Genomic DNA, 13,754 nt, shown 5'->3' with positions numbered 1-13,754 from the left:
ATTGTTGCGCTTGCCTCCGCGCCGGCGGGGAAGATTCTGAAAACTAACGGTTTTTTTATCGCGGGGCGCGTAGGAGCGTTCCTCGTTTTTTCCGTCAGCGGGGTGGGGTTCATACCCCCGCAATGCCCGAAAAACAGAAGAGGTAAACTGTTTACCTATTTTTAGGGATTTTTAATTTGATTCTTTTGCGTTCCGCAATTTAATTGACCCCAGAAAGCGCGGCAAACGGCAAAACAAGAGCCGTAAAGTTGCGCCAAGTTCGGAGCTAATCATGAAAAAAACCGTCAGCATGCAGGACATCGCGGAGGAACTCGGCATTTCGAAAGGGTCGGTTTCGCTCGCGCTGAACGATTCGAAAAAAATTTCCGAAAAGACGAAAGCCAAAGTCCGCAAGGCGGCGCAAACGCTCGGCTACCGCAGGAACGCCCTCGTTTCGAGCGTCATGGCGGGGCTGAAAGGCTCGAAGGAAAACCGCTTTCTGGAAACGATTGTCCTCATCAACGCGAACAAATCGCAGGACGCGCCGCACAAGTATCCGATTTTTTCGAAATACATTGCGGGCATACGCGACGAGGCAAAAGAGCTCGGCTACGCCGTCTACGAAATCTGGCTGCACGACAAACGCCTCAACCCCACGAAGCTCCAGCGCATTTTGGAGTCGCGCGGAATCCGCGGCGGAATCATCATAGGGCACGTCGACGACAACATCTTGCCCGACAAATTTGCGCCCATTTGGCAGAATTTCAAATTCGTCTCCGCGGGGCTTAAAACCTTCAATCCCATTCTCGACTTCATTTCCGCCGACAAATTCCTCATCGCCCACTACGCCACGCAGAGAATTATAGAGCTTGGCTACCGACGTCCCGCGCTGATTCTTGCCGAGCACATCGACGAGCTTGTCGAGGGCCGTTTTGTCGGCGGCTTTCTCCGCGCCCAGCTGGAGCTTCCCGAAGAGGACAGGATTCCGCCGTTTTTGGACATCGCCGCAGCCGAAAAGAACCCGCAAATTCTCTACGACTGGCTTTCCGAGCGCAAGCCCGACGTGATTTTCTCGATTTCGAACTCCACAAGCGAATGGTTTTCCGAACGCGCCACCGCCGTTCCGCAGGATTTGCCCGTGATACACCTCGAACGCAAATGCGGCAAGAACGACTGGGTGGGGATAGACCAGAACTACGAAATGGTCGGGCGCATAGCGGTTCGCAAGCTTTTCACCGCCCTCAACGCGCCGGTCTATCTGAAAGACGCCGACGTGCGGACGGCGACAATCGTGCTTCCCAAATGGAACAACCCCGTCGGAGACTGACGCCCGAAACCGCCCGCGAAAGCCCGATTTTACGCGAGGTAAACAGTTTTCCAAATTTGGCAATCAACGCTATTGAACGCGCCGCATTTTTCCTTTTAATTAAAAAACATAACAACGGGGGACAAACACTATATGACAAACGACAGCTCGAAAGACTACTACAAATGGTTTCTTCTGCTTTTCCTGTGGGTGGCGTTTTTTCTGCACCAGGGAACGAGGCAAATCTACAACGCAATTCTGCCTCAAATTCAGGGAACATTCGGGGTCGACTCGGTCAAGATGGGGATTGTCGGCACTATTTTCACGCTGACATACGGCATTTGCGCTCCGCTTTCGGGCTTTGCGAGCGACTTCCTCAAAAGAAAATACATGGTAATCGTCGGCTTGGGGGTTTTCTGCACGGGCATTTTCCTTTCGGGCTGGGTTTCGTGCATAGGCATGATGATTGTTTTCTACGGGCTTCTCAACGGGGCGGGGCAGGCGTTCTACTATCCCGCGGCGTGCTCGCTTCTGGGGCAGCTCCACGAAAAGACCCGCGCGACGGCGTTGGCAATCCACCAGACCGCGCTCTACGCGGGCATTGTAATTTGCAGCTGCGTGTCGGGAATGTTCGCCGACATTCCGTCGGTCGGCTCGCTCGACGGCTGGCGCATTCCGTTTATACTTTTCGGGGGAATCGGCATTGTCTGGGCGTTTATGCTCATATTCCTCATGCGCGACACCAAGCCGATTACCCACACGCACACCGAGGGCGAAATCAAAAAGGCGTCGTTTAAGGACGCGTTCATGGTAATGTTCCGCAAGCCCGCGGCGATGTCGCTTGCGCTCGGCTTCGGCATGATGATTTACGTCGACTGCGGCTTCAAAACTTGGATGCCCACATTCCTCCAAGAGCACTTCCACATGGACGCGGCGGTTGCCGCCACAAACGCCGTGGTTTGGCACTATGCGGGCGCGTTCTTCGGCGTGATGCTCGGCGGGCGCATTACCGACAAGCTTGCGGCGAAACGCAAAACCGTGCGCTTCGAGGCGAATATTATCGGGCTTCTCTGCGGCGCGCCGTTCATCTATTTCATGGCGAACACGTCCTCGGAGACCCTCTGCTGCCTCGGCATGCTGGTGTTCGGGCTGTTCAGGGGCGTGTACGACTCCAACTTGTTCGCGTCCCTTTTCGACGTCGTTGCGCCGCGCTACCGCGCGTCGGCTTCGGGGCTTATGCTCTGTTTTGCGTTCATTATCGGCTCTTCCGCGCCGATGGTTCTTGGCTGGATTCGCGACAATTTCGGAATGAACTACGGCATAGCGTCGCTTGCGGCGTTCTATCTGGCGGGCGGCGTGATAATCCTGCTCGGCCGCAATCTCTTCTTCAAACGCGACTACGAGGAAATTTAACAAATAAGACAATATGGAATATTCAGACGACATCAAACTTCGCGAACGCTTCGACCTTTCGGGGCACAGGGCGTTCATCACGGGTTCCGCGCGCGGAATCGGCAGGGCAATCGCATTGGGCTTGGCGGAATATGGGGCGCAGGTGATTGTTCACGGCGTGAAGGAAAGCGCGAAACTCGAATCCGCGCTCGAATCGGTCCGCAAACTCAGCCCCGCAAGTTTCTCGGTCGTCGGCGACTTGGGCGACCCCGACGCGCCGCGCAAAATTGCCGACCAAATTTCGGCGAAATCCGAACTTCCCGACATTTTCATCGCCAACGCCTCCGTGCAGTTCAGAACTCCGTGGAATAAAATTCCGCTCGAAGAGTCGCTGCTCCAAATGCAGGTGAACTTCCATTCAACGCTCATGCTCGCCCAGCTTTTCTTCCCCGTGATGAAGGCGCAAAAATGGGGACGAATCGTAACAATCGGGAGCGTTCAGGAGTTCCGCCCGCACCCCGAAATGGCGGTCTACGCGGCGAGCAAGTCGGCGCAGGAAAACCTCGTGCGCAACATCGCAAGACAGGTTGCCTGCGAGGGTATTACCGTAAACAACATCGCCCCCGGAGTTTTTGCGACCGACCGAAACGACGAAGCCCTTTCGAACCCCGTCTACGCAAAGCGCGTTACCGACTGCATTCCGTCGCACACCTACGCCGAACCCGCCGACGCCGCGGGAGCTGCGGTGCTGCTGTGCTCGAATGCGGGCAGGTACATCACGGGAACGAACATCGTAATCGACGGCGGCCTGCGCCTCCCCGGTTGATTCCCATTCTCAAATAATTTCAATTAAAAACCAATAACCAAAAGACAAAAATTATGTCCGACAATCAAGAAGAAAACATGCTTCAAAAGGAAGCGAAAATGATGAAGCTCGAAAACCTCATTCGCACGCGCGAGGGAATCTGCAAGAAAGAGTTCCCCGTTCCCGTCAAGGAGGTTCTCGCCCGCTACGAAGCCCTCTACACGGGCGCAATCAACGACGTCATGCGCGAGTTCTGCCTGCTCGATCAGGCTCTGCCGCACAACATCATTCCCCTGCGCCCCGAACGCACCGTCGCGGGCTTGGCGTTCACCGTCAAGAGCGCGCCGAACGTTAAAATCACCGGCGAAATGACATTCCGCACCGAAATGCTCGACGCCATGCACGAAGACGCGTTCGTCGTCTGGGACACGAGCCTCGACGAAGAGGCGACTCTCTGGGGCGGCGTCATGACCGCGACCGCCGCCGGCAAGAAAGTCCGCGCCGCCTGCATCGACGGCGGTATCCGCGACACGCACCAAATCCTCGAAAAGGACTTCCCCGTATTCTACCGCTACCGCGTCTCCAACGGAAGTCTTGGCCGCTGCCTCATCACGCACTACCAGATTCCGATTAAAATCGGCAAGGTCACAATCAAGCCCGGAGACATCATCATGGGCGACATCGACGGCGTGCTTTGCGTTCCCCGCGAAATCGCTTGGGACGTTCTCGTACGCGCCGAGGAAATCCGCGAGAACGAGAAAAAGATTTTCTCATGGGTAAACGCGGGCGAATCAATCGACTCGATTACCAAGAAAGGCGGCTATTTCTAAACCGTAAATTTTGACACAAATAAGGAACGAATATGAAAATCGACCCTTCGACACTTAAAATCACCGACATGCGTTTCGCCGACATCGACGGCGCTCCGAAACGCTGCACGCTGATTAAACTCTACACCAATCAGGGAATCGTCGGCTACGGCGAAGTCCGCGACGCGTCAAGCAGAACGTATGCTGCGATGCTCAAAAGCAGAATCCTCGGCGAAAACCCCTGCAACGTAGAAAAAATCTTCAACCGCATCAAGCAGTTCGGCGGCGACTCGCGTCAGGCGGGCGGCGTATGCGGCATTGAAGTAGCCCTTTGGGACTTGGCGGGCAAGGCTTGGGGCGTTCCCGTGTGGCAGCTCCTCGGCGGCAAATACCGCGACAAAATCCGCATTTACTGCGACACCGACAGCGAGGGCGGCGGCCGCGACATGGGCAAGGCTCTCCGCGAACGCAAGGCGCAGGGATACACATTCCTGAAAATGGACTTGGGTATCGAGCTGCTCATGGACGTCCCCGGCGCGCTTTCCGCTCCGCTCGGATTCCTCGAAAAAATGCGCGAATACAAAAAGACAGTATTCACAACCCCCCACGGCTCCATCGACCCCCGCGCAATGCGCGGAGAGGCGTACGACCTCTTCAACACGGCGCACCCGTTCACGGGTATCCACATCACGGAAACGGGTCTGGACTACCTCGAACAGTACATGGCGGAGTGCCGCGCGGAAGTCGGCTACGAAATTCCGCTCGCAATCGACCACCTCGGGCACATTCCCGTCGAGGACTGCATAAAGCTCGGCAAGAGGCTCGAAAAGTTCAACCTCGCGTGGATGGAAGACCCCGTTCCGTGGCAGTACACCGACCAGTACGTCAGAATGGCGAACGCCACCACAACTCCCCTCGGCACGGGCGAAGACATCTACCTTAAAGAAAACTTCATGCCCCTGCTGAAATCGGGCGCGTTGGCGGTTGTCCACCCCGACATTCTCACGGCGGGCGGCATTCTCGAAACGAAGAAAATCGGCGACCTCGCCGAATACTACCACACCGCGATGGCAATCCACATGGCGGAAAGCCCGATTGCGTGCATGGGCGCGGTTCACGTCGCGGCGGCTACGCGCAACTTCACGGCTCTCGAAGTCCACTCCGTGGACGTTCCGTGGTGGGACAGCCTCGTAAACGGACTCCCGAAGCCGCTCATCAAGGACGGCTACATCGACGTTCCGACAGCCCCCGGCTTGGGCATCGAATCTTTGAACGAGGAACTCATTCAGGAAAAGCTGCACGAAGATTTCCCCGAAGCTTGGGGCGATACTTCGCAATGGGACAAGGAATGGTCGAACGACCGCCGCTGGTCGTAGTCGGCGCTCCACGCGCGGGCGCAACGCGCCGCGCGGTACTTGCTATTACAAAAAAAGGACGGCATCGAAAGGTGCCGTCCGATTTTTTTGCAAATCAATCGACCGATTTTATCTCGAATTTTATCTCCCTGCCGAAGAGCCTGTGCAGGGCTTTCAGCACGAACAAAAACGCCCCGAGAAAAACGGGGTTGTCCGCCTTGTTGTAAGTCCAGTTGAGCTTTTTTTTGCTCATTCCCGCGGGGAGGGGCGAGAATAGGGCGCGGGTGAATTTCATAATCCGCGCGTCGTATTTGTTGCAGAGCGACCCGCAGTTCGGAACGGACAAATCCTGATTTTCCCTCGCCCAGTCGAGGCGTGCCTTTATCGGGTCGTCGGCGATTTCCGCTTTCGGGAAATTGAAGATTGCCGAGAGTATAAAGGCGTTTTCGGAAAGCTCCGTGCGGCGGTGCGAGTGCTCTATTTCGCATGCTTTCCGCTCCTCGACTTTTCCGTTGCGGACGAATTTTACCGACTCCACGAAGTCGAAAATCGCGCGTCCCTCGCGCGGGCCGGTGCCCGCATTCATCGCGATTGCCCCGCCCACTTCGCACGGCGCGCTCGCCAAGTAATAGCAGGCGTCGCGCCCGTCGGCGTACGCGGTTTTGAGCATTTCGAGCATGCGCACCGACGAGGAAACCTCGTAGCGTCCGCCGCCGAGATTCTCGATTTTCTTGGGCAGCGCATTTTTCATCACAAAAGATTTTATGTTTGTGCGCCTGAAAAACACGTTCGAGCCGCCGCCGAGCACAAAGGCTTTCAGCCCGTTTTTCGCCGCGTATTCGAACGCCTCCGCCGCGTCGTCTGCCGAGCCGATTTCCGCGTAGCGCGGAACGCGGTTGAACGTCCTGAAACAGCTCAGGTTTTTGCCTTGATACTCTTTGATTTCGAGCGGCATTTTCTATCCGATTTTGATTTTCCCCTGCGCGATGTCCGCCACCACCCGCGGAAGCAGAATGTGCTCGGCTTCGTGGACTTTTTCTTCGAGTTTTTCCAAGTCGTATTCGGGCGGGATTTCCACCGCCTTTTGCGCGATGATTTCGCCGCCGTCGAGCACGTCGTTTACGAAGTGGACGGTGCAGCCGCAGATTTTTACGCCGAAGTCGAATGCCTGCTTGATTGCGTCCCTGCCCCTGAACGACGGCAGCAGGCTGGGGTGCAGGTTGATTATGCGCGACGGAAACGCCGCCACGAATTCGGGCGGAAGTATTTTCATGAAGCCCGCAAGCACGACAAGCTCCGCGCCCGATTCCCTGATTGCGGAAATGTAGCTTTGCGCGCCGTCGGGCGAGAACCTTGCGCCCGCCTTTTGCGTGTCGATATAGCGCGACTTTATCCCGAATTTTTTTGCTACGCCCAGCGCGGGCGCGTCGGGCTTGTCGCTGATTAGCTCGGTAAATTCCGTGTTCGGAATCTCCCCGTTTTGCGTTTTCAAAAAAAGCGTTTCCGCGTTCGAACCGCGTCCGCTTGCAAGTATTACGGCTTTCATTGTTTCAGGAGTGCGTTTGAAATGAACATGGCGTCGGCGGCGTCGAACGCAGCCGCCAGTTCTCCGAGCATTTTTGCGGTGTCGGAGACGCCGTTTCTTTCGAAAGACATATCGATGTTTTGTTTTTTTGAAATGGGTTTCGCCGATGCGGAGCAGTCGGTGTACACGGCGGTTTCGAGGCGGAGCGAGAACGACAGCCCCGCGGCGGCTTCCGTGATTTCCCTCATTCCGCCGACAAATTCGTCCACGTTGCAGGTGTAGTTGTTGAGCCTTATGCAGTTGATGTGCGGAACGTCGGCGCGGAATTCGGAGACGCGCAGTTTGCCGCGCAGGAGCGCGAGCGGCGAAAGCTCCATCTCGATTTTCTTCGCCGTGATAAAATTTTTGTCGGGCAGGGCGTCGCCGAGGTTGTAGATTTCGCCGTTGTCGATTGAGAGGTTTTCGATTTCGCAGTAGCCCGTGAAGAGGTTTGCGTAGACGCGCTGGGCGGTTGCGTCGAAGCCTGTTGCGGATTTCACCGCGTTGCGCATGAGCGCTGGCGCGAAGACCGCGTAGAAGACGAACGCGAACGCCGTCGCGAACACGCCCACGAGCGCGAGCGAAAACGCCGCCGCAAAACAGCAACCGAGCGGCTCGCGTTTTGCAAAGCCGCCGAATTTGGACAATAATTTCATTTCGGCATTATCTGAAAATCCGCCGCAAAAACGCAAACATATATTCCCGAAAAAATGCGCCTACATGAGCGACATCGGGTCTACGTCGAGAACGTCATCTACGTCCTCGTCGAATTTGAAGTCGTCTTTGAGCCTGCGGATTGCCGAAACCACGGGCTTTACGCTCTTGCAGAAGTACCAGATGTGCCACCTATAAAAGTCTTCGCTGCGTTCGAGCGGGGCGGGGGCGGGGCCGCGCACTTGGCATATGTCGCCGAATTCCTCGACCGCGCGTTTCGCCCATTCCTCCGTGTAGAATTCGAGCTTCTGCTCGCTGCGAGAGCGGAAAATGTGCCTGATAAGCCTCATCGACGGCGGGTAGGAATACTCGTTTCTGTTCGCCAGCTCCTCCTCCAAAAACGATTCCATGTCGTCGCGCTTGGCGTACTGAATCGGCGCGGCTTCGGGCTGCATTGTCTGGATTACGACTTCGCCCTCGCCGTCGCCGCGCCCGGCGCGACCCGCGACCTGCACTACAAGCTGGTAGGTTTTTTCGCCCGCGCGGAAGTCGGGCATGTGGAGCGAAATGTCGGCGTCTACGATTCCAACGAGCGTGACGCGCGGGAAGTCAAGCCCCTTGGCAATCATCTGCGTGCCTATGAGTATGTCGAGCCTGCCCGTGCGGAAGTCGCCGAGCACCTTGCGGTAGTTGTCCCTGCGCTTCATGGCGTCCCTGTCCATGCGCCCGATTCGCGCCGACGGGAACATCGCAGCGATTGCGTCTTCGAGCTTCTGCGTGCCGTGCCCGCGCCATTTGGCCTTCGGCGAGCCGCATTTTTTGCACGCGTCGGGGGCTTTTGCAGTATATCCGCAAATGTGGCATTTTATTATATTTTCCCTCTTATGCCATGTCATGCTGACAGAACAGTGGGGGCATTCCTCGACGTATCCGCAATCGGGGCATTCGAACACCTTTGAGTATCCGCGCCTGTTTAAAAATAATATCGTCTGTTCGCCCTTGTCGAGCCTGTCGGCGAGCTTTTCGCGGAGTATTCCCGACACCAACGCGCCGGGCTTTTCGCGCTTCATATCGGCTATGTGCACGAGCGGAAGCTTGCAGCCGTCGATTCTCTTCGAAATTCTCGACAGCTCGTATTTGCCCGTTTTTGCGTTGTTGAGCGTTTCGAGCGACGGCGTCGCCGAGCCCAAGACGCAGACCGCGCCGCAGGTTTTAGCCCGCAGAACGGCGACGTCCCTGCCGTTGTAGCGCGGGTTTTTGTCCTGCTTGTACGCGCCGTCGTGCTCTTCGTCAACTATTATAAGCCCGATATTTTCGAGCGGCGCGAAAATGCAGCTCCGCGCCCCTACAACTACTCTCGCCTTTCCCGACGCGAGCATTCTCCACGCGTCGAGCCGCTGCCCGTCGGTAAGGTTGCTGTGCCAGACCACAAGCTGGTATTCGCCGAGCCTGCTTCTGAGGCGTCCCACAGTCTGCGGCGTCAGCGCGATTTCGGGCACGAGGAATATGCACGAGCGCCCCGCGTCGAGCACTTCGCGCATTGCCCTCATGTACACTTCCGTTTTGCCCGAACCCGTCACGCCGTAGAGCAGGCGCGTTTTGAATCCGCCCGATTTTGTGTCGGAGATTATTGCGTCGAATGCCGCCTGCTGTTCGCCGTTTAGCTTGTGCGGCTCGGAGGAAACCGCCTCCGCGCCCGAAAGCTCGTCGTCGTATGCCGAGCGTTGGACGACCCTCTTGCGGATTTCCAGAATTCCCTTTTTTGCGAGCGCGTCAATCGCCTGAGACGGCGCGCCCGAAAGTTTCATGAGGGCGGTTTTCAAAAGCGGTTCGGGGTTGTCGGCAAGAAACGCGCAAACCGCCGCCTGTTGGGGGGCGCGTCGGCGTAGCTTTTCGAGGGCGTCGGCGTCGGGGAGGGCGAGCGGCGCAACCTCCAAGGCTTCGAGTGCCGACTTCCCCGCGCGGACGACGGCGGGAATCATCGTTTCGAGCACGGTTTGGATTCCGCAGCCGTAGTAGTCGCGAATCCAGCGGGCGAGCTGCACGAGGTCGGGCGTGAGCACGGGTTCGTCCTGAACTTTCGAGTAGATTTTTTTGAGCTTGAAGCCCGACGAGTCGAAGTCTTTTGCGTCGGTCAATTTTGTGACGACCCCCGCCGCCGAGCCGCCGCGCAGGGGCACGCGCACCATCGAGCCGACTTCGACGGAGTCGGGCGCGATGTACGAAAGCTCCCTGTCGATGCCGCTGAAAAGCGTTATGGAGGCTATTTTACCTTGTTCGTCCATTTTTCGAAAGCCGCAGGAAGTCGCAGTAAAGGTTGAGGGAGTCTATGTCAATCGACGCCGTGATTTCGATTTTCCCCAAGCCGACGTCGGCGGAAATAACGGTGTTTTCGAACGCCGCCTTGTCAAGGCTTGCGCCGATTCTTCCGAGCATGGACTTCAAGAGCGCGTTGTTGTTGAGTACCGCCACGAAGTCGGAGTCGTCCCGCGCGTATTTTTTCAGCGGGTAGGCCTGCCCGCGCGCCGACTTGATTTTGGCGACGGCTTCCGCAAACAGGTTTTTGTCGTCCGACGAAACTGAAAGCCCGTTTACGACCGCCGAATAGACGGTGCTTCCGTTGGGGCATTCTGTTGCGAGGCACGCGGTGCCGCCGATTTTTTCGGCGCGGTTTTTTGCGCTAAGCCCCAAGACGGAAACTTCGGGTTCGGATTCCGCGAGGGCGAGAAGCTCGCGCTCCGTCATTTCCGTCGCGCCGATTCCCAGCGATTTCGGGGTGCCGCCGAGGTAGACCGCCGCCGCGTATGTGCCCGCGTTTTTCGAGCGGAGCGAATCTATGCGTTCGGCGAGCCTTTGCGGCAGGACGCCCCTTGCCGCCTGCGTGTCGAAAATTCCGTCGGGGAGATACGCCTTTGTTATCGCGAAAATTTCGGCGTCGCGCGGCAGGAATTCGGCTTCCTCCGCCTCCTTTACGCGGCGCACTTCGTTTACCGCATTGCAAAGCGGCGAGCCTTTTTTGAGCTTCACGGTTGCGCAGAGTTTTATTGTCCGCGCGTCGGCGTCGATTTTCACGTTCGCGCTTTCGGTGTCCGCTGTGTATTTACCGAACGCGCCTTTTGCAAGGCGGTTGAACGCTTCGGGGGTCGCGTCGATTTCCGCGAGCGAGTGCCCGACTTTTGAAAACTCTCCGAAGGCCGCGTCGATGTACCGCGCATCGGCGTCGGTCGGAAGCGAAAAGAACGTGTAGCCGCCTTTTTTGACGGGTTTGATGTTCCGCGCGGCGAGCGTTTTTTCCATGCGCGAGTTGCCGTCCGACTTGAATCCGAGGACGTAGACGGGGTTTTCGGTCTCCGTCGCGAACCCGCAGACTACCGCGTTTTCGCGCTTCGAGATTCCGCCGAAGTCGGGATACCCGAAGGGCATGAGCGCGAACGCCGCCTGCATTTCAAGCTTCGGGTCGGGGTGGATTCTGCGGTAGAGCGAGGAGATTTTTTCGAAAAACGGTTTCGGAGCGCGCATGCGCAGCGTAAAATCGGGCGCAATATCGGCCAATGCGGACAGGGAAAACAGCGCAAGAAATGTGATTAAAAGCGATTTTTTCATTTGTTTTGTTTCGGGTCGGCGATGTCTCTGAGAACGTCGCCGAGCATGTTGAAGGCAAGCACCGTCGCAAAAATCGCGACCCCGGGAGACAGCAGCCACCAGAAGCCGAGCATGAGCACCTTTGTGTCGTTCTGCGCCTGCGCGAGCATAAGCCCCCACGACGCCGACGGCTCCTGAATGCCCAGCCCCAAAAACGACAGCGCCGCCTCGCCCAGAATGTACGCGGGAATCGAGAGCGTGGCTCCCACAATCAGGTAGCCGAGCACGTTGGGTAGAAAATGCTTCGTTATTATTTTAAGAGGCGGTTCGCCCATGGCTTTCGCCGCCTGAACGTACTGGCTTTTTGCGAGCGAAAGCGACATTCCGCGTATTACCCTCGCAGTTCCCGCCCAGCCCACGAACGAGAGAATCACGACAATCATCAGGTACATCTGCGCACTGTCGAAATGCGGCGCAAGCGCCGAGCGCATTGCAAGAAGCAGGTACAGACCTGGGATTGCCATGAGAAATTCGACAAGCCTCATCGAAACGAAGTCGAACGTGCCGCCGAAGTATCCCGACAGCCCGCCGACCACGAATCCCACCGCGAGCGTGATTGCAATTCCCACAAAGCCTATGCTAAGCGACACCCGCGCCCCGTAGAGCAGGCGCGAGAAAACGTCGCGCCCAGTGGAGTCGGATCCAAGCAGGAAAATACGCGCGTCCGCCTGTTGCGAATCCGCCGCAAAAAGCTTGTAGGGGAAGGGAACAAGCCCGAAAATTTTGTAGTCGGAATCCGCCGCCCGCGCGAAGAATTTTACGCGCACGCCTTCGCCCTCGACCGCTTCGTATTTGGCGATGCTCGGGTCGGCGTTTCGGTAGACTTTTGCGTAGAGCGAGCCGTCCTTGAAAAAGAAGCCCGTCGGCGGGTGGAACGATTTGTCGAGGCACTGGCGCGTTGGCTCGTAGGGCGCGATGAACGGCGCGAGCGCCGCGGCAATGTACATCGCAGCAAGGGCGCAGAGCGCGACCGCCCCGCGCGGGCGTTTGAGCGTTGCCCGAAGCAGGTTTTTTGCGAAGTACGCCGCCGCCCGCGCAAGTCCCGCCGCGATTACCGCGCAGAGGATTGCGAGCATTGCGAACAGAATCCATTTTGCCGCAGTTTTCAGAGCGTCGAAAACCTGCGGGTGCGCCTCCGAAATCCACGTCAAAAGCGCAGTCGCCGCGAGTGCCGCACCGAAAAACGCCGCAAGTTTCACGTGCGGGATTTTCTCGTTGTCGAGCCTGATTCGCGGGTCGGCGAGCGCAAGCAAAACGTCGGCGAGCGTCTGCCCCGCCACGAGCATGGCGCAGCCAATCACCACGCCCGCCATTACAACGTACTGGTCCTGCTTTACTATCGCCGAATAAATCAGCTGCCCGAGCCCAGGGTAGTTCATGACGTTTTCGACAAGCAACGCGCCCGATAGCAGCCCCGCGAACGCGAAGCCGAACGATGTAATTATCGGGTTTACCGCGTTCCGCAAGACGTGCCTGAACATTATCGCGTTTTCGGAAAGCCCCTTTGCCCGCGCGGTTGTAACGAATTCCGCCTTTGAATAGTCCAGAAAATTCCCGCGCATTACGCGCATTACCGACGCCATTCCTCCGAGCGACAAAACGAGCGTCGGCAGAACGAGGTGGTCGAGGTAGTCGGCGAGCTGTGCGGGCGGCGACATGAAGTCGTGCATGATTGACACCTGCCCGCCCGTCGGGAAAACGCCCGTGGTCGCCGCAAAGAGAACCGCCAGAAGCGCGAGGAAAAAGTAGGGCACGCTGAGCGCGCCGTACGCTGCAAACGACGAAATTTTATCGAAGAGCGAATCGCGCTTCACCGCCGCCAGAACGCCCAAGGGAATTGCGACCGCGTACGTCAGCAGCGTGCTTGCAAGCGCAAGCCAGAGCGTCGGGAAAAACCGCTGTCCCACAAGCTCCGACACGGGGATTTTATAGCTCCACGAATATCCGAAATCCGGCGCGCCGAAATATATCGGAGCTTTGCCCTTGCGCATGTTTTCGGGCAGAAGCAGCGAAGTTTTAATCGGCGAGACGCCGTTGAGCCAGCGTCCGTACTGTACATACCACGGTTTGTCGAGGCCGAGCCGAGCCTCCTCCTGCTTGACGATTTCGGGCGAAATATCCTTCGAGTTTCGCGCCTCGCTCAGAAAATCTCCGGGGGCAAGGTACATCAAAAGGAACACAAGCAGGCTGATTCCGAGCAGAAGCGGAATCAATGAAAATACCCGTCTTGTGATAAATTTTAACATGT

The 13,754-nt window shown here is 57.2% G+C and carries 11 protein-coding genes; 5 read left to right on the top strand and 6 right to left on the bottom strand.

All coding sequences use genetic code 11. The features are described 5' to 3' along the window. Positions 1 to 271 precede the first annotated feature (271 nt). From P3B99_001055 to P3B99_001035, 5 genes are all read left to right on the top strand, one after another. Entirely contained in the window at positions 272 to 1,306 is a 1,035-nt protein-coding gene (locus P3B99_001055; GenBank protein ID WYJ07717.1) for a LacI family DNA-binding transcriptional regulator, read from the top strand. 132 nt (positions 1,307 to 1,438) lie between these two features. Continuing rightward, positions 1,439 to 2,698: an MFS transporter gene (locus tag P3B99_001050; protein WYJ07716.1), complete on the top strand. Its 1,260-nt coding sequence runs from the start codon at positions 1,439 to 1,441 to the stop codon at positions 2,696 to 2,698. A gap of 13 nt (positions 2,699 to 2,711) precedes the next feature. Next, positions 2,712 to 3,503 carry an SDR family oxidoreductase gene (locus P3B99_001045; protein WYJ07715.1) on the top strand — a complete coding sequence of 264 codons (792 nt, stop codon included), beginning with the start codon at positions 2,712 to 2,714 and terminating at the stop codon, positions 3,501 to 3,503. 53 nt (positions 3,504 to 3,556) lie between these two features. Next, positions 3,557 to 4,312, top strand: coding sequence for an RraA family protein (locus P3B99_001040; protein WYJ07714.1), 756 nt, complete (start codon positions 3,557 to 3,559; stop codon positions 4,310 to 4,312). Positions 4,313 to 4,344: 32 nt separating this feature from the next. Continuing rightward, positions 4,345 to 5,667, top strand: coding sequence for a mandelate racemase/muconate lactonizing enzyme family protein (locus tag P3B99_001035; protein WYJ07713.1), 1,323 nt, complete (start codon positions 4,345 to 4,347; stop codon positions 5,665 to 5,667). Positions 5,668 to 5,761: 94 nt separating this feature from the next. On the opposite strand, the gene P3B99_001030 is transcribed toward P3B99_001035, so the two are convergent. The 6 genes from P3B99_001030 to P3B99_001005 are packed head-to-tail and all read right to left on the bottom strand — an operon-like array spanning position 5,762 to position 13,752. Continuing rightward, positions 5,762 to 6,601: an FAD-binding protein gene (locus tag P3B99_001030; GenBank protein WYJ07712.1), complete on the bottom strand. Its 840-nt coding sequence runs from the start codon at positions 6,599 to 6,601 to the stop codon at positions 5,762 to 5,764. A 3-nt stretch (positions 6,602 to 6,604) separates the two neighbouring features. Beyond that, complete coding sequence (gene purN, locus P3B99_001025) at positions 6,605 to 7,192, bottom strand: phosphoribosylglycinamide formyltransferase (GenBank protein ID WYJ07711.1); 588 nt, start codon at positions 7,190 to 7,192, stop codon at positions 6,605 to 6,607. Beyond that, positions 7,189 to 7,866 carry a hypothetical protein gene (locus P3B99_001020; GenBank protein ID WYJ07710.1) on the bottom strand — a complete coding sequence of 226 codons (678 nt, stop codon included), beginning with the start codon at positions 7,864 to 7,866 and terminating at the stop codon, positions 7,189 to 7,191. The genes purN and P3B99_001020 overlap by 4 nt, the downstream gene beginning before the upstream one ends. A 60-nt stretch (positions 7,867 to 7,926) precedes the next feature. Next, positions 7,927 to 10,149 (bottom strand): primosomal protein N', encoded by a 2,223-nt coding sequence (gene priA / locus P3B99_001015; GenBank protein ID WYJ07709.1) that lies wholly within the window; start codon positions 10,147 to 10,149, stop codon positions 7,927 to 7,929. Continuing rightward, the gene (locus P3B99_001010; protein ID WYJ07708.1) at positions 10,133 to 11,467 is read right to left on the bottom strand and encodes a hypothetical protein; all 1,335 of its coding nucleotides are present in this window, start codon (positions 11,465 to 11,467) and stop codon (positions 10,133 to 10,135) included. The genes priA and P3B99_001010 overlap by 17 nt, the downstream gene beginning before the upstream one ends. Then, on the bottom strand, positions 11,464 to 13,752 hold the full coding sequence (locus P3B99_001005) for an ABC transporter permease subunit (protein WYJ07707.1): 2,289 nt from the start codon (positions 13,750 to 13,752) through the stop codon (positions 11,464 to 11,466). The genes P3B99_001010 and P3B99_001005 overlap by 4 nt, the downstream gene beginning before the upstream one ends. Between the last annotated feature and the right edge of the window lie 2 nt (positions 13,753 to 13,754).

The sequence above is a fragment of the Opitutia bacterium KCR 482 genome (assembly GCA_029269845.2).
Taxonomy (GTDB): Bacteria; Verrucomicrobiota; Verrucomicrobiia; order Opitutales; family Intestinicryptomonadaceae; genus Merdousia.
Note: the sequence above shows the minus strand (reverse complement) of the source record. Positions and strands in the feature narration are given on the sequence as shown.